Here is a 15,654-nt window from a genome sequence, read left to right on the forward strand (position 1 = left end):
CAGCGCCATCGCCTGCAGGCCTTGCCGCCGCACCCCACTCAGCTACCATGTGCGCATGCCCTTCCCGGCCTGCTGTTTCCGCGGTTTCATGCCCATGCGCTTTTAAGCCATGGGAAAACTCCCGCGCCCTGTCCCCTGGCTTGCCGCCGGAGAAAGCTTTCCGCCGCTTGAACAAGCCTGGGGACATCACGACCCCGCCCCCGGCCTGCTGGCTGCAGGCGCCGCGCTGGATGTGCCCACGCTGGTACAGGCCTATTCGCAAGGCATATTTCCGTGGTTCAGCCTGGGTCAGCCACCGCTGTGGTGGAGCCCCGATCCGCGCATGGTCTTGCAGACGCGACATTTCAGGCTGCATCGTTCGCTGCGCAAAACGCTGACCCGCTTCCAGGCGCAGACCGGCTGCGAGATTCGTTTTGACAGCGCTTTTGAGCAGGTTATCCATGCCTGCGCGAGCAAACCCCGCGAGGGCCAGCCGGGCACCTGGATTGTCCCGGACATGGTGCAGGCCTACACCTGCCTTCACCGGGCCGGCCATGCCCATAGCGTGGAAACCTGGGTGGACGGCGAGCTGGCCGGCGGCCTTTACTGCGTCAACCTGGGCCTCATGGTGTTCGGCGAATCGATGTTCGCCCACCAGACCGACGCCTCCAAGATCGCGCTGGCAGCGCTGGTAGCTTTTTGCCGCGCCCGCGAGATGGCCATGATCGACTGCCAGCAAAACACCCGGCACTTGGCCTCGCTTGGCGCGGGTGAAATCAGCCGCGCGGAATTTGTCTCCCATCTCGCCGCAAACGTGAACAAAACCGCACCCCTCTGGGAGTTCAAACCCGTATACTGGAATCAGCTTCTGACGACGGGAATGACAGACCTACCGTGACGCACCTCAAAGACTTGCCCCTGCAAACCTTGCAGTTCTATGCAACGGCGCCCTACCCCTGCAGCTACCTGCCAGGCAAGCAGGCCCGTTCGCAGGTCGCAACGCCCAGCCACCTGATCCACAACGACGCCTATTCGGACCTGGTGACCAACGGCTTCAGGCGCAGCGGCATGTTCACCTACCGCCCCTACTGCGACGGCTGCCAGGCCTGCGTGCCGCTGCGGGTGCCCGTCAAGCTCTTCAGCCCGGACCGCAGCCAGCGCCGCGCCTGGAAGCGGCACCATGCGCTGCACGCCCGCATCCTCAAGCTGTGCTTCATGCCCGAGCACTACCAGCTCTACCTGCGCTACCAGAACGGCCGCCACGCCGGCGGCGGCATGGACCATGACAGCATCGACCAGTACACCCAGTTCCTGCTGCAAAGCCGCGTCAATTCACGTCTGGTGGAGTTCCGCGAAACCCTGCCCAACGGCGAGCCGGGCGCGCTCAAGATGGTGTCCATCCTGGACGTGCTGGAAGACGGCATTTCGGCGGTCTACACTTTTTATGAGCCTGACGCCCGCGCGAGCTACGGCAACTACAGCGTGCTCTGGCAGATCGAGCAGGCACGGCGCCTGGAGCTGCCCTATGTCTACCTGGGTTACTGGATCGCCGAGAGCCCCAAGATGAACTACAAGGCGGGGTTCAAACCCAACGAAGTACTGCTGAGCGGCCGCTGGGTGCTCTCCACAACACCTGCAGCTGCCAGCCCGGGCGCCAGCGAACATCCCGACCCGGCCTGAGCCCGCCGCCCCGCATGCGTCACCAGACGCATCTGCATTTCACAGGGTAAAATTTGCAGCAGAAAGCCTGCACATGAAAAAGCCCGACTCCGCCCCTTCCGCCACACCGACCGTTCAGGTCATCGAGAGAATGTTCACCTTGCTCGAAATCCTGGCAAACCGCGAGGAGGCCTTGTCGCTCAAGGAAATCAGCGAAAAATCAGGCCTGCACCCCTCCACGGCCCACCGCATCCTGAACGACCTGGCCACCGGACGTTTTGTCGACCGCCCCGCGGCGGGCAGCTACCGGCTGGGCATGCGCCTGCTCGAACTGGGCAACCTCGTGAAGGCGCGCCTGGATGTGCGCGAAGCGGCACTGATCCCCATGCGCGAGTTGCACAAGATCACGCAGCAGCCGGTGAATCTGAGCATGCGCCAGGGTGACGAAATCGTGTACGTGGAGCGCGCCTACAGCGAACGCTCCGGCATGCAGGTGGTGCGCGCCATAGGCGGCCGCGCGCCGCTGCATCTAACCTCCGTGGGCAAGTTGTTCCTGGCCTTTGACGATCCCCAGCGCCTGCGCACCTATGCGACGCGTACCGGGCTGTCGGGACAGACGCGCAACAGCATCACCCAGTTGCCGGTGCTCGAGCGCGAACTCTCCAAGGCGCGCCAGTACGGCATCGCGCGCGACAATGAGGAGCTGGAATTGGGGGTGCGCTGCATGGCCGCCGGCATTTATGACGACCAGAACAAGCTGGTGGCGGGTTTGTCGATCTCGGCGCCGGCGGACCGGCTCGACGAGCATTGGCTGCCCAAACTGCAGGCAACGGCCAATGAGATTTCAGCGGCGCTGGGCTACAGGCCCAAATAAGAAAGAAGACAGAAGAAAGAGAGCCGCCTTTGGCGTTGCCCGCGGCGAAAATACTCAGCCGTTGGCTTGTTTGGCCGAAGCGCTGACGTTGACCTTGGGCTCGGTCACCGGATTGGACTCCACCCAGCGGCGCACGCGCTCGGCATCGCCCAGGCGGCTCAGCTTGCCGGCGGAATCCAGGAACACCATGATCAGCTTGCGGCCCGCAATTTTGGTCTGCATGACCAGGCACTGGCCGGCTTCGGAGATGTAGCCGGTTTTCTGCAGGCCAATGTCCCAATCGGGGTTCTTCACGAGGCGGTTGGTATTGTTGTACTGCAGCGTGCGGCTGCCGACGGCGACCTGGTAGCCGGTGGAGGTCGACAGTTCACGCAGCATGGGGTCGCCGTGGGCGGCATTGACCAGCGTTGCCAGGTCTTGCGCGCTGGACTGATTGCGGCTGGACAGGCCCGTGGGCTCCACGTAGCTGGTGTCGGTCATGCCCAGCATCTTGGCCTTGGCGTTCATCAGGCTCACGAAGGTGGCCATACCGCCGGGATAGGTGCGGCCCAGGGCATGCGCCGCGCGGTTTTCGCTAGACATCAGAGCCAGGTGCAGCAGTTCGCCGCGGGTCAGCGTGGTGCCGACCTTCAGGCGCGAGCTGCTGCCCTTTTCGGTGTCCACGTCATCCTGCGTCACGGTGATCATCTCGTCCATGGGCAGCTTGGCGCCGCTGATGATGACGCCGGTCATCAGTTTGGTGAGGGACGCGATAGGCAGCACCGCATGGTCGTTCTTGCTGAACAGCACTTCGCGCGTGTCCTGGTCAATCACCAGTGCCACGCTGGACTTGAGTTCGAGTGGATCCTGCGCGCTGTGCAAGCCGGCGATCTGCCCGAAAGACGGTTTCGCCGGCACCGAAGCGCGGATGATGCCGCGGCGCTTGGTAGCTGCAACAAAACGTACGCTCTTGCGCGTGGAGACAACTTTTTTGGAAGCCGACGCCTTCGAAGAGGCATGCTGCTTTTTGACAATGGTATTTTTGGCGGTCGCCGCATTGGCGGCGGGCACTGCAAAGGCGGCTATCAAAGCCACGAATCCAACGATTTTTAATGCGCGATTGAAAATCTGATGAGACATGGTGAATATTGCCTGCGTGGATTGCAATGATGGGATGGCTGGAGTGTATACAAATAGAAAAAGTCACGCAATATCAAAAACTTGCGTGACTTTCCTAAAAATACACTCAATTCGTGCGATTTTTCCGCCTAGCCTCCCGATTTGCACCCAGACTCGGCGCCAAGTCGTTGAATTTAAACGACTTTATTTTCCGAATTGTTACATCAACCCTGCGCGGCCACCCGATCAGCTTTACTTTGGAGCTTGTTCAGGGCGCTCAGATAGGCCTTGGCCGAGGCCACCACGATGTCCGGATCGGCGCCTACCCCATTGACAACCCGACCGCTGTTCTGCAGGCGTACCGTCACTTCCCCCTGGCTTTCCGTCGACCCGCTGATGGCGTTCACAGAGTAAAGCACCATCTCGGCACCGCTTTTGACGTGTGATTCGATGGCCTTGAGGGAAGCGTCCACGGGGCCGTTGCCGTCCGACTCGCCTTTGACTTCCTTGCCGGCCACCGTGAACACGACGCAGGCCTGGGGGCGTTCGCCGGTTTCACTGTGCTGCGACAGGGACACAAAGCCATACTGCTCGTTGTCGTGGGAAGCGCTTTCATCGCTGGCCAGCGCCAGGATGTCTTCGTCGAAAATTTCGCTCTTGCGGTCGGCGAGTTCCTTGAATTTGGCAAAGGCGTTGTTGATGTCGGCCTCGCTCTCCATGGCGACGCCGAGCTCGAGCAATCGCTGCTTGAAGGCGTTGCGCCCGCTCAGCTTGCCCAGCACGATCTTGTTGGCGCTCCAGCCCACGTCTTCGGCGCGCATGATTTCATAGGTGTCGCGCGCCTTGAGCACGCCGTCCTGGTGGATGCCCGAGGCGTGCGCAAACGCGTTGGCGCCGACTACAGCCTTGTTCGGCTGCACCACAAAGCCGGTGGTCTGACTCACCATGCGGCTGGCCGCGAGGATGTGCTGGGTGTCTATACCCAGCTCCAGGCCGAAATAGTCCTTGCGGGTCTTGACGGCCATCACCACTTCTTCGAGCGAGCAGTTGCCGGCGCGCTCGCCCAGGCCGTTGATGGTGCATTCCACTTGCCGCGCGCCGCCGATTTTCACGCCAGCCAGCGAGTTGGCTACGGCCATGCCCAGGTCGTTGTGGCAGTGCACGGACCAGACGGCCTTGTCGCTGTTGGGAATGCGCTCGCGCAGGTTCTTGATGAAGTTGCCGTAAAGCTCGGGGATGGCGTAGCCCACGGTGTCGGGCACGTTGATGGTGGTCGCGCCCTCCTTGATCACGGCTTCCAGCACGCGGCACAGAAAATCGGGCTCGGAGCGATAGCCGTCTTCAGGGCTGAACTCGATATCGCCCATCAGGTTTTTGGCAAAACGCACCGAGAGTTTGGCCTGCTCGAACACCTGGTCGGGCGTCATGCGCAGCTTCTTTTCCATGTGCAGCGGGCTGGTCGCCAGGAACAGGTGCAGGCGCCCGGAAGCGGCCGGTTTCAAGGCCTCGGCGGCACGGGAAATGTCCCTGTCATTGGCGCGCGCCAGCGAGCAGACCGTGGAGTCCTTGACGACTTCCGCGATTGCCTTGACGCACTCGAAGTCGCCGTTGGAGCTGGCGGCAAAGCCGGCTTCGATCACGTCGACCTTCAGGCGCTCCAACTGGCGGGCGATGCGCAGCTTTTCGTCCCGGGTCATGGAGGCGCCGGGCGACTGCTCGCCGTCGCGCAAGGTGGTGTCGAAAATAATGAGTTTGTCGGTCATGGTGAGGCTCCTGAAGCTGAAGATTTTTTAGTTGGACGAGGCCAAAGCGGCGCAAGACGTATTTTCGCTCGAAGCCTTGCGCATTTGCGCGCGTTGCCATCCGGACAGGATGGCCTTCAAGGACGCCGAGACGATATTCGCGTCCATGCCGACGCCAAACACCGTATGCCGTTCGTCGACGCGCAATTCCAGGTAGGCCACGGCGCGGGCATCGGCACCGGAGCCGAGGGCGTGCTCATGGTAGTCCAGCACGCGCACCGTGGTGCCCAGCGCGGCGTTCAAGCCGTTGACGAAGGCCTCGATAGGCCCGGCGCCCTGCCCCGCAATCTGTCGCGTCTGGCCGGCGATTTGCACCTGGGCCGTCAAAGCCACGCCGTCCGCCGACACACTTTGCTGGACCTGCGGCGCCGCGGCGCCGGCCATGCCGTATTCGTCCTGAAACAACTGCCAGAGATCTTGCGCCGTCAATTCCTTGCCCTCGCTGTCCATCACTGACTGCACGGCCTGGCTGAATTCGATCTGCAGCCGGCGCGGCAATTCGAGGCCGTATTCGCTTTCCAGCAAATACGCGATGCCGCCCTTGCCCGACTGGCTGTTGACGCGAATCACCGCCTCGTAGCTGCGTCCCAAGTCCTTCGGGTCTATGGGCAGGTAGGGAACGGCCCAGGCGGCGCCTTCTTTTTGAACGGCGAAGGCTTTTTTGATGGCGTCCTGGTGGGTGCCGGAGAACGAGGTGTAGACCAGCTCACCGACATAGGGGTGGCGCGGATGCACCGGCAGCTGGTTGCAATGCTCCACCGTGCGGCGTATCTCGTCGATGCTGGAGAAATCGAGATTGGGCGGAACGCCCTGGGTGTACAGATTGAGCGCCACATTGACGATATCGAGGTTGCCGGTGCGCTCACCGTTGCCGAACAAACAGCCTTCAACCCGCTGCGCGCCGGCCATCAAGGCCAATTCGGCGGCCGCCACACCAGTACCGCGATCGTTGTGCGGGTGCACCGACAACACCACCGCGTCTCGCCTGGCGATGTGGCGGTGCATCCACTCGATCATGTCGGCGAAAACGTTGGGGGTCGAATGCTCCACCGTGGTCGGCAGGTTGATGATGCAGGGACGTTCGGCCGTGGGCTGCCACACCTCGGTGACCGCATCGACCACACGCTTGGAAAACGCCAATTCGGTGCCAGAGAAATGCTCGGGCGAATACTGGAAAATCCACTGCGTATCGGGCTGGGTGCGCGCCAGATCCTGAATCAGCCGCGCATGGCTGGTCGCCAATTCCACGATCTGGTCCGGATCCATGCCCAGGACCACTTCGCGCATCAAGGGCGAGGTGGCGTTGTACAGGTGCACGATCACTCGTTTGGCGCCGGCCACCGCTTCCATGGTGCGGCGTATCAAGGGCTCTTTGGCGGGCGTCATCACCTGGAGGGTGACATCGTCGGGAACCATGTTGTTGTCGATCAGGTGGCGGACAAAATCGAACTCAACCTGCGACGCGGCCGGAAAACCGACCTCAATTTCCTTGAAGCCGATCCGCAGCAGCTGCCCATACATCCGCAGCTTGCGTGCTATGTCCATGGGCTCAATCAGCGCCTGGTTGCCGTCACGCAGGTCGGTGCTGAGCCAAACGGGTGCTTGTGTAAGGACAGCGTCGGGCCAGGTACGGTCGCGCAAGCCAATGGGTGCGAAGGCGGCATATTTGCTGGCAGGTTGCTTCAACATGGTTTTCCTCTCTCGAAATCCGAAATCAAGAACCAGCAACCCAAAGAAAAACGGCCCGTTGCTGGTGCAAACGGGCCGTTGAATCAGGTGTACGCGTGCGCTACCGTCTCCGCCCGTTGGCAGATAGCAGTAGTGCTAGCGAAATTTGTTTCATCTGGTCAATGTACCACAATTATTTGTGGAGGCCGCGTTCGTCCGGTTCGTCGGTGGACGTCGAGATCACGCTGGTCTGCAGGCCCTTGGCCTTGCGCCAGCCGTACAGCACATAGCCCGAAAGGCCATAAAGCACGAACAGGCCGAACATCACGGTAGGCGGGTGGATATTGATCACGGCGATCCCCAGGGCAATCAGCACGATAGCCGCGAAAGGCACGCTGCGCTTCATCTGCACGTCCTTGAAGCTGTAGAACGGCACATTGGTGACCATGGTCAGGCCCGCGTAAAGCGTGAGGCCGAAAGTGACCCAGCGCACTTCCATCCCACTGATGCCGGCATCAGTCATCAGCCAGATAAAGCCGGCCACCAGGGCCGCGGCGGCCGGCGACGGCAGGCCCTGGAAGAAGCGCTTGTCGACCACCGCCGTGTTCACGTTAAAACGAGCCAGGCGCAGCGCGGCGCAGGCACAGTACACAAACGCGCCTATCCAGCCCCAGCGACCCAAGCTGGTTAAAGCCCAGACATAGGCAATCAGGGCCGGAGCGGCGCCGAAAGACACCATGTCCGAGAGCGAATCCATCTGCTCGCCAAAAGCACTCTGCGTATTGGTCATGCGGGCGACGCGCCCGTCCAGGCTGTCGAGCACCATGGCGCAAAACACGCCGATGGCGGCCTGGTCGAAGCGCCCGTTCATCGCCATGACGATGGCGTAAAAGCCGCCAAACAAGGCGGCCAGCGTGAAAAGGTTGGGCAATATGTAAATGCCCTTGCGGCGCTTGCGTATCACGACCTCCTGGTCGTTACCCGCGGATTCTTCGCCATCATGCATAAAAAACTCCTGAAGCACAGCTGGTGCGCGCAAATAGCTATCAAAATCATAGCATCCGAGGACACCACAGGGAAGCCGGCCCGCCCGCCAGGGGCTTTCAATTGCCGGTCCAAGGCGCCAAGGATACCAAGATCGGCAACCCATAAATTTCCGGAACACGCCCGAGTTTGAGCTTCCCAGAAAAAAAGCCGCGCAGGAACTTTGCGCGGCTTTTTGCAGGACAAGGCCCTGGCGGGCCTTCCCCATCAGTTGCGGGTCTGGTCGACCAGCTTGTTTTTGGCGATCCAGGGCATCATCGCGCGCAGCTTTTCGCCCACCACTTCGATCTGGTGTTCGGCATTGAGGCGGCGGCGGCTCAGCAGGGTTGGCGCGCCCGCCTGGTTTTCCAGCAGGAAGCTCTTGGCGTACTCGCCCGTCTGGATGTCCTTCAGGCACTTGCGCATGGCGTCCTTCGTGGCCGAAGTCACGATGTTGGGGCCCGTCACATATTCGCCGTATTCGGCGTTGTTCGAGATCGAGTAGTTCATGTTGGCGATGCCGCCTTCATAGATCAGGTCGACGATCAGCTTGAGCTCGTGCAGGCATTCGAAGTAGGCCATTTCGGGCGCATAGCCGGCTTCCACCAGCGTTTCGAAGCCGGCCTTGATCAGTTCGACGGTGCCGCCGCACAGAACGGCCTGCTCGCCGAACAGATCGGTTTCGGTCTCTTCGCGGAAATTGGTTTCAATGATGCCGGCCTTGCCGCCGCCATTGGCCATGGCGTAGCTCAGGGCCAGGTCGCGGGCCTTGCCGGACTTGTCCTGGTGCACCGCCACCAGGTGAGGCACGCCGCCGCCCTGGGTGTAGGTGTTGCGCACCGTGTGGCCGGGCGCCTTGGGGGCGACCATCCAGACGTCGAGGTCGGCGCGCGGAATCACGGCGCCGTAGTGCACGTTGAAACCGTGGGCAAACACCAGGGAAGCGCCCTGCTTGATGTTGGGGGCCACGTCGTTCTTGTAGACCGCGCCGATCTGCTCGTCGGGCAGCAGAATCATGACCACGTCGGCAGCCTTGACCGCCTCCGCGACTTCAGCGACCTTCAGGCCGGCTTTTTCGACCTTGGGCCAGGAAGCGCCGCCCTTGCGCAGGCCGACGACCACTTTGACGCCGCTGTCGTTCAGGTTTTGCGCGTGGGCATGGCCCTGGCTGCCGTAGCCGATGATGGCGACCGTCTTGCCCTTGATCAGGCTCAAATCACAATCTTTGTCGTAAAAAACTTTCATTTTTCTCTCCAGAATAGGTATTGGCGAAAATGCCCTTCGACAGGCTCAGGGCGAACGGTAAACGCATATCGCCACTCAAAATCCGTTCGCGTTGAGCCTGTCGAAACGCGCGCACGGACGACTTAAATCAAACCCGCAAAATCCGCTCGCCGCGGCCTATGCCGCTGGAGCCGGTTCGCACCGTCTCCAGGATGGCACTGCGGTCTATGGCTTCCAGGAAGGCATCGTTCTTGGACTGGTCGCCGGTCAGCTCGATGGTGTAGCTCTTCTCCGTGACGTCGATGATTCGCCCGCGGAATATATCAGCCATGCGCTTCATCTCCTCGCGCTCCTTGCCGACCGCGCGCACTTTGACCATCATGAGCTCACGTTCGGTGTAGGCGCCCTCGGTCAGGTCAACCACCTTGACCACCTCGATCAGACGGTTCAGGTGCTTGGTGATCTGCTCGATGACGTCGTCGGAGCCCGTGGTCTGTATCGTCATGCGCGACAGGCTCGGGTCCTCGGTAGGGGCGACGGTCAGGCTTTCGATGTTGTAACCGCGCGCTGAAAACAGGCCGACCACGCGGGAAAGAGCGCCCGGCTCGTTTTCCAGCAAAACTGCAATGATGTGTTTCATAAGAAGATTCCTCTTTTCGCTGCCCTCCCCTGCGCACGGTAATACGCAGGCTCGGCAGACAATAGATTCGTCAGGTGACGGTGAATGAATGGGTGTGTGGCGGCTTGAGGCTTAGAGGTCTTCCGACCCCAGCAGCATCTCGGTAATGCCCTTGCCGGCCTGCACCATCGGGAACACGTTTTCGGTCGGGTCCGTGCGGAAATCCATGAACACCGTGCGGTCCTTGAGCTTGCGGGCTTCGCGCAGCGCGGGCTCCACGTCCTGCGGCTTTTCAATCAGCATGCCGACGTGGCCGTAGGCCTCGGCCAGCTTGACGAAATTGGGCAGCGCGTCCATGTAGCTGCTGCTGTAGCGCCCGGCGTATTCCACTTCCTGCCACTGGCGCACCATGCCCAGGTAGCGGTTGTTCAACGACACGATCTTGATAGGCGTGTTGTACTGCAGGCAGGTAGAGAGTTCCTGGATGCACATCTGGACCGAGCCTTCGCCTGTGATGCAGAACACCTCGGAGTCAGGCTTGGCCAGCTTGATGCCCATGGCGTAGGGAATACCGACGCCCATGGTGCCCAGGCCGCCCGAGTTGATCCAGCGGCGCGGTTCGTTGAACTTGTAGTATTGCGCGGCCCACATCTGGTGCTGGCCCACGTCCGACGTGATGTAGGTGTCGGCGTCCTTGGTCAGGTTCCAGAGGGTTTCGACCACATGCTGGGGCTTGATGACGTCGCCCTTGCCCATGCTGTATTTCATGCAGTCGCGCTTGCGCCAGCCTTCGATCGTGTCCCACCAGCCGCCCAGCGCGTTGGCATCGGGCTTGAGGCCGGACTCCTTGATCATGCTGATCAGCTCGGTGAGCACGTCCTTCACGTCGCCCACGATGGGGATGTCGACCCGCACGCGCTTGGAGATGCTCGAAGGGTCGATGTCGATGTGGATGATCTTGCGCTCGTTCTGAGCGAAATGCTTGGGGTTGCCGATCACGCGGTCGTCAAAGCGGGCACCGACGGCCAGCAGCACGTCGCAGTTCTGCATCGCGTTGTTGGCTTCGATGGTGCCGTGCATGCCCAGCATGCCGAGGAATTTTTTGTCGGTGGCCGGGTAGGCGCCCAGGCCCATCAGGGTGTTGGTGCAGGGGTAGCCCAGCATGTCGACCAGGGTGCGCAGCTCTTGCGAGGCATTGCTGAGCAGCACGCCGCCGCCGGTATAGATGTAGGGCCGCTTGGCCGAAAGCAGCAGTTGCAGGGCCTTGCGGATCTGCCCGCCGTGGCCTTTGCGAACCGGATTGTAGGAACGCATCTCCACGGTTTGCGGATAGCCGCTATAGGGTACCTTGTTGAAGGACACGTCCTTGGGGATGTCCACCACCACGGGGCCGGGGCGGCCGCTGCGGGCGATGTGAAAGGCCTTTTTCAGGGTCTCGGCCATCTGCCGCGCATCCTTGACCAGGAAGTTGTGCTTCACGATGGGCCGGGTGATGCCGACGGTGTCGCACTCCTGGAAGGCATCCAGGCCGATGGCGTGGGTGGGGACTTGGCCCGTGATGATGACCATCGGGATGCTGTCCATATAGGCCGTCGCGATGCCGGTCACCGCATTGGTCACGCCAGGGCCCGAGGTGACCAGGGCCACGCCCACGTCGCCCGTGGCGCGGGCATAGCCGTCCGCCGCGTGCACGGCCGCCTGCTCGTGGCGCACCAGGATGTGCTGGATCGAGTCCTGCTTGTAGAAGGCGTCGTAAATGTGAAGGACCGCGCCGCCGGGATAGCCCCAAACGTACTTGACACCTTCAGCCTGAAGCGACTTGATGAGGATTTCCGCGCCGCGGAGCTCCTGGGAATTTGTGTGTGCAGACGCTGCTGCCGCGGAAGCGATTTCCGCCTTGGAGATTTCCATGATGAACCTTTGTGAATTTCTCTAACGAAATACCTTGGGTGCCTCTTCGCCCACTCTTGTGAAGCGGCGTCGAGACTTGAGGCCAGAACCATAAGCGGAAACATAAACCGCCGAGCCATGACCCGTTTGCCTTTTGAATTGCAGGGCATATTATGACATTTCGCGTTGCGCAATGGCCGCAGGCCCCGAAAAAGGGCCGGCCAGGGCCGGCCGTGATGCGATAATTTTCCAGCGGCATCCCAAGGATGCATGCTGATCGGCACAGGCCCCGCGGCGACCGCGGGCCATCCCCGCAGCACTGGACGAACCGGAACCCCATACCGTTGGCAACTGAACAAGAACTCTCGGATTTCCTGAAAAACGTTGAAAAACGGGCTTTCAAGCGCAGCATTTACCACGTCAGGGACGAAGAAGCTGCGCTCGACATCGTTCAGGACAGCATGATGAAGCTGGCGCAGCACTACGGCGACAAGCCCGCCGCGGAGCTGCCCATGCTGTTCCAGCGCATCCTGGCCAATACCACGCTGGACTGGTTCCGCCGCCGCAAGACCCGAAACGCGCTGTTTTCCAACATGAGCGACTTCGAGTCGCCCGGGGAAGACGGAGATTTCGACCTTCTGGAAACTTTAGAGACCTTGACCAACTCAGAAGGTACAGAGAGCGCCCAGGATGCGACGGAGCGGGCTCAGATATTGCATGAGATCGAACTACAGGTAAAGGAGTTGCCGGGCCGTCAACGGGAAGCCTTTCTGATGCGTTACTGGGAGGAAATGGACGTCGCTGAAACAGCAGCCGCCATGGGCTGTTCGGAGGGTAGTGTCAAAACGCACTGTTCGCGCGCGGTTCACGCTCTCAGCAAAGCCCTGAGCGCCAAAGGTATAAAACTATGACTAATTCACTACAAAAAAGAGCCGATATCCTGCAGGACCGCTTTGGCCTGAAAACCGCCTCCTACCTGTCCGCAGGCGCGGCAGACTTGCCTTACGACATTTCGGAGCGCCTGCGCGCTGCGCGCTTCCAGGCCGTCTCTAACCGTAAAGTGGCAAAAGCCCAAACCGCCGGCGGCATTGTGGGCAATGGCGGCAGCGCCGCCCTGACCTGGGGCTCCGACGACGGCCTGAGCTGGTGGGCCCGGATTGGCTCGGTCCTGCCCCTGGTGGCCCTGGTTGTGGGCCTGCTGGTCATCAATTCCATCCAGAACGACAACCGTGCCCAGGAACTGGCCGAAGTCGACGTGGCGCTGCTTACCGACGAACTCCCGCCCGCGGCCTTTGCCGATCCCGGTTTTGTCCAGTATCTCAAAGTGACGCGCCAAGCCCCCACGGTCCAATGACCCGTCCTGCAGGCGCCCGGCGCCTTCCCCTGCCTCTTGAACCTTCAAGCCGCTTGAAACTGCTATGGCTGTCGTTCGGGCTCGTGGCGGCCGCCCTGCTCGCCGCGCCGGCCTTGGGTTTCGCCCAGGCTCCCAAACCGGCAGCTCCCGCCAGCGCGCCTGCCGCAAAGCCAGCTGCAAGTGCGCCCGCCAAAACGGTCGTTTCCAAGCCCACCTGGGCGGAACTCAGCCCCATGCAGCAGCAGGCGCTCGCGCCCCTGGCTTCGAGCTGGCACGACATCAGCGAGCAGCAAAAGCGCAAATGGCTGGAAATCTCCAAAAACTACCCTTCGCTGCCTCCTGAAGGCCAGGCTAACCTGCACAGCCGCATGAACGAATGGGTCACCCTGAGCCCCCAGCAGCGCGCCCAGGCTCGGTTGAATTTCGGCAAGACCAAAGAACTCTCCAAGCAGCTCACGCCTGAAGAGAAAAAAGCCAAATGGGAAACCTACCAGGCCCTGAGCCCGGAGGAAAAACAAAAGCTGGCGGCCAAGGCCAGCCCCAAGCCCACAGGGGCCGCAACCGCCGTCAAGCCGGTTGCCCCGCAAAAATTGGCGCCTGTTCCGCCGCACCCGGTCAAGGCCAGCAGCAAGGCTGCGCCTAAAATCAATGCTTCACAACCGGCAGCCGCCGCCACGCCCGCAGCACTGCCCGCCAGTGCCCCAGGCGCCACGCCCCAGCGTTGACACGCCGCCGGCGGCAGCAGGCCGGACTTATTGGCCGCTCCGGCAGTTTCTGCCCGCGAGCATTGAAGAGCGACTCATTTGACAGCCACCGCCCCCCCCTCAATACCGTCCATCCCCCGGCGCATGGCCTGCTGGATGTACGAAGGCATGCTGATGTTCGGCGTGGTTTTTCTGGCCGGCTACCTCTTCAGCACATTGAGCCAGACCCGCAACGCGCTGGACAACCGCCATGCGTTGCAGGCTTTTGTGTTTGTGGTTTTCGGCATCTACTTTGTGTGGTTCTGGGCCAAGGGCCAGACGCTGGCGATGAAAACCTGGAACATCCGCGTGGTCGACGCCCACGGCGCGCCCATCACCCAGAAACGCGCCCTGCTGCGCTATATGCTGAGCTGGCTGTGGTTCCTGCCGCCGCTGGCCGTCAGCTGGCTGCTGGCATTGCCCGGCCGCGAAGGCGCCGTGCTGACGCTGGGATGGGTGGCCATCTGGGCCATCCTGGCGCGCTTTCATCCGCAAAAGCAGTTCTGGCACGACGTCTGGGCGGGCACCCGGCTGATCACCTGGGTAGCGCCCGAAAAACCCCGCCGCAAGGACAAAGGCATGACAGGCGCGGGTGCATAACATCAACATGCCATAAAGCTGCGCGACAATCGCCCCATGCCCGAACAAGTTCCGCTTTCCGCCTCCGCGCCAGCTTCCATCAGCACCGCCTGCGCCGCGCCCCTCGATGGGCCGGTCAATCCCCAAAAACACCGCAAGGGCCTGAGCCGCGTCTGGCATGCCACGGGCTACTCCATCGCCGGCCTGCGTGCCGGCTGGCATGAAACCGCCTTCCGCCAGGAGGCCATCGCCTCCATTGTGCTGATACCCGCCGCCTTCTGGCTGGGCCGCAGCTGGGTGGAAACCGTGCTGCTGGCCGGCACCGTGATCCTCATCATGATCGTGGAACTGCTCAACACCGGCATCGAAACCGCCATAGACCGCATAGGCCCCGAATGGCATGACCTTTCCAAGCGCGCCAAGGACATGGGCAGCGCCGCCGTCCTGCTCAGCCTGCTGCTGTGCGCGGGCACCTGGGCCATGGCGCTCTGGCAACGCTTTGCAGCATGAACAACGACAACACCGAAGTGACAGATACCTCCAAACCCGCTTTCTCCCTTTGCGTCTACTGCGGCTCACGCACGGGCGCCCAGCCTGAATTCGCAGCGATCGCCGCCCTCGTCGGCACCTGGATAGGCCAGCATGGCGGCCAACTGGTCTACGGCGGCGGCCGCAACGGCCTCATGGGCATACTGGCCGACGCGGCGCTCGCCGCGGGTGCGCGGGTCGTGGGTGTGATCCCCAAGGCGCTGGTCGAAAAGGAATGGGCCCATACCGGCTGCACCGAGTTGCACATCGTGGAAAACATGCACGAGCGCAAACGCATCATGGCCGAGCATGCCGACGCCTTTCTGGCCCTGCCCGGCGGCATAGGCACGCTGGAAGAATTTTTTGAAGTCTGGACCTGGCGCCAGCTGGGCTACCACGACAAGCCGGTCGGCCTGCTCAACATGGGCGGCTACTACGACAGCCTGTTGGCCTTCCTGGCCTCATCGGTAAAGGCCGGCTTCATGAACGACTGGCTGATGGACCTGATACGCACCGGCAGCGAGGCGGAGCCGCTGCTCGAAACCCTGGTGCAGACCGCCGGCATGACACCCGCCGCCACCCGCCTCGACCAGATTTAAGCGGCGAAGCGGCTC

General features: G+C 61.8%; 16 protein-coding genes. 9 read left to right on the top strand and 7 right to left on the bottom strand.

The features are described from left to right. Positions 1–109: 109 nt before the first annotated feature. The 3 genes from aat to BLQ85_RS02890 all read left to right on the top strand — a co-directional run bounded on the left by aat (position 110) and on the right by BLQ85_RS02890 (position 2,512). A complete protein-coding gene (gene aat, locus BLQ85_RS02880) occupies positions 110–877 on the top strand; it encodes a leucyl/phenylalanyl-tRNA--protein transferase (protein ID WP_074574627.1) in 768 nt (255 codons plus the stop codon). After that, a complete protein-coding gene (locus BLQ85_RS02885; RefSeq protein WP_074574629.1) occupies positions 874–1,659 on the top strand; it encodes an arginyltransferase in 786 nt (261 codons plus the stop codon). The genes aat and BLQ85_RS02885 overlap by 4 nt, the downstream gene beginning before the upstream one ends. 73 nt (positions 1,660–1,732) lie before the next feature. Beyond that, positions 1,733–2,512, top strand: a complete 780-nt coding sequence (locus BLQ85_RS02890) for an IclR family transcriptional regulator (protein WP_007869695.1) — start codon at positions 1,733–1,735, stop codon at positions 2,510–2,512. Positions 2,513–2,566: 54 nt separating this feature from the next. On the opposite strand, the gene pbpG is transcribed toward BLQ85_RS02890, so the two are convergent. The 7 genes from pbpG to BLQ85_RS02925 all read right to left on the bottom strand — a co-directional run bounded on the left by pbpG (position 2,567) and on the right by BLQ85_RS02925 (position 11,857). Beyond that, positions 2,567–3,631: a D-alanyl-D-alanine endopeptidase gene (pbpG, locus tag BLQ85_RS02895; protein ID WP_074574631.1), complete on the bottom strand. Its 1,065-nt coding sequence runs from the start codon at positions 3,629–3,631 to the stop codon at positions 2,567–2,569. 203 nt (positions 3,632–3,834) lie between these two features. Then, complete coding sequence (locus tag BLQ85_RS02900; protein ID WP_074574633.1) at positions 3,835–5,373, bottom strand: 2-isopropylmalate synthase; 1,539 nt, start codon at positions 5,371–5,373, stop codon at positions 3,835–3,837. A gap of 27 nt (positions 5,374–5,400) precedes the next feature. Then, a complete protein-coding gene (gene leuA, locus BLQ85_RS02905) occupies positions 5,401–7,101 on the bottom strand; it encodes a 2-isopropylmalate synthase (RefSeq protein ID WP_074574635.1) in 1,701 nt (566 codons plus the stop codon). Positions 7,102–7,273: 172 nt separating this feature from the next. After that, positions 7,274–8,086 carry a CDP-diacylglycerol--serine O-phosphatidyltransferase gene (gene pssA, locus BLQ85_RS02910; RefSeq protein ID WP_074574637.1) on the bottom strand — a complete coding sequence of 271 codons (813 nt, stop codon included), beginning with the start codon at positions 8,084–8,086 and terminating at the stop codon, positions 7,274–7,276. A gap of 245 nt (positions 8,087–8,331) precedes the next feature. After that, the gene (ilvC, locus tag BLQ85_RS02915) at positions 8,332–9,348 is read right to left on the bottom strand and encodes a ketol-acid reductoisomerase (protein WP_074574639.1); all 1,017 of its coding nucleotides are present in this window, start codon (positions 9,346–9,348) and stop codon (positions 8,332–8,334) included. 127 nt (positions 9,349–9,475) lie between these two features. Continuing rightward, on the bottom strand, positions 9,476–9,967 hold the full coding sequence (gene ilvN / locus BLQ85_RS02920; RefSeq protein WP_007869681.1) for an acetolactate synthase small subunit: 492 nt from the start codon (positions 9,965–9,967) through the stop codon (positions 9,476–9,478). Positions 9,968–10,078: 111 nt separating this feature from the next. Beyond that, entirely contained in the window at positions 10,079–11,857 is a 1,779-nt protein-coding gene (locus BLQ85_RS02925; RefSeq protein ID WP_074574641.1) for an acetolactate synthase 3 catalytic subunit, read from the bottom strand. Positions 11,858–12,180: 323 nt separating this feature from the next. Between BLQ85_RS02925 and BLQ85_RS02930 the strand changes: the two genes are divergently transcribed. The 6 genes from BLQ85_RS02930 to BLQ85_RS02955 all read left to right on the top strand — a co-directional run bounded on the left by BLQ85_RS02930 (position 12,181) and on the right by BLQ85_RS02955 (position 15,639). Beyond that, complete coding sequence (locus BLQ85_RS02930; RefSeq protein WP_074575132.1) at positions 12,181–12,747, top strand: RNA polymerase sigma factor; 567 nt, start codon at positions 12,181–12,183, stop codon at positions 12,745–12,747. Then, complete coding sequence (locus BLQ85_RS02935; protein ID WP_074574643.1) at positions 12,744–13,190, top strand: DUF3619 family protein; 447 nt, start codon at positions 12,744–12,746, stop codon at positions 13,188–13,190. Before BLQ85_RS02930 ends, BLQ85_RS02935 begins: the two co-directional genes overlap by 4 nt. A 53-nt stretch (positions 13,191–13,243) precedes the next feature. Beyond that, positions 13,244–13,915 (top strand): DUF3106 domain-containing protein, encoded by a 672-nt coding sequence (locus BLQ85_RS02940; protein WP_254779667.1) that lies wholly within the window; start codon positions 13,244–13,246, stop codon positions 13,913–13,915. A gap of 78 nt (positions 13,916–13,993) precedes the next feature. After that, entirely contained in the window at positions 13,994–14,533 is a 540-nt protein-coding gene (locus BLQ85_RS02945) for an RDD family protein (RefSeq protein ID WP_074574646.1), read from the top strand. 36 nt (positions 14,534–14,569) lie between these two features. Then, positions 14,570–15,022: a diacylglycerol kinase gene (locus tag BLQ85_RS02950; RefSeq protein ID WP_254779669.1), complete on the top strand. Its 453-nt coding sequence runs from the start codon at positions 14,570–14,572 to the stop codon at positions 15,020–15,022. Continuing rightward, on the top strand, positions 15,019–15,639 hold the full coding sequence (locus BLQ85_RS02955) for an LOG family protein (RefSeq protein ID WP_074574649.1): 621 nt from the start codon (positions 15,019–15,021) through the stop codon (positions 15,637–15,639). The genes BLQ85_RS02950 and BLQ85_RS02955 overlap by 4 nt, the downstream gene beginning before the upstream one ends. The last annotated feature ends 15 nt before the right edge of the window (positions 15,640–15,654 follow it).

Origin of the sequence: Polaromonas sp. JS666 (genome assembly GCF_900103405.1) — a bacterium.
GTDB lineage: Bacteria > Pseudomonadota > Gammaproteobacteria > Burkholderiales > Burkholderiaceae_C > Polaromonas.

Bases quoted from the DNA above. Each gene is read 5' to 3' on its own strand.
- aat (WP_074574627.1), top strand. From the start codon at position 110: ATGGGAAAACTCCCGCGCCCTGTCCCCTGGCTTGCCGCCGGAGAAAGC.
- BLQ85_RS02890 (WP_007869695.1), top strand. From the start codon at position 1,733: ATGAAAAAGCCCGACTCCGCCCCTTCCGCCACACCGACCGTTCAGGTC.
- pbpG (WP_074574631.1), bottom strand. From the start codon at position 3,631: ATGTCTCATCAGATTTTCAATCGCGCATTAAAAATCGTTGGATTCGTG.
- BLQ85_RS02900 (WP_074574633.1), bottom strand. From the start codon at position 5,373: ATGACCGACAAACTCATTATTTTCGACACCACCTTGCGCGACGGCGAG.
- leuA (WP_074574635.1), bottom strand. From the start codon at position 7,101: ATGTTGAAGCAACCTGCCAGCAAATATGCCGCCTTCGCACCCATTGGC.
- pssA (WP_074574637.1), bottom strand. From the start codon at position 8,086: ATGCATGATGGCGAAGAATCCGCGGGTAACGACCAGGAGGTCGTGATA.
- ilvC (WP_074574639.1), bottom strand. From the start codon at position 9,348: ATGAAAGTTTTTTACGACAAAGATTGTGATTTGAGCCTGATCAAGGGC.
- ilvN (WP_007869681.1), bottom strand. From the start codon at position 9,967: ATGAAACACATCATTGCAGTTTTGCTGGAAAACGAGCCGGGCGCTCTT.
- BLQ85_RS02925 (WP_074574641.1), bottom strand. From the start codon at position 11,857: ATGGAAATCTCCAAGGCGGAAATCGCTTCCGCGGCAGCAGCGTCTGCA.
- BLQ85_RS02935 (WP_074574643.1), top strand. From the start codon at position 12,744: ATGACTAATTCACTACAAAAAAGAGCCGATATCCTGCAGGACCGCTTT.
- BLQ85_RS02950 (WP_254779669.1), top strand. From the start codon at position 14,570: ATGCCCGAACAAGTTCCGCTTTCCGCCTCCGCGCCAGCTTCCATCAGC.
- BLQ85_RS02955 (WP_074574649.1), top strand. From the start codon at position 15,019: ATGAACAACGACAACACCGAAGTGACAGATACCTCCAAACCCGCTTTC.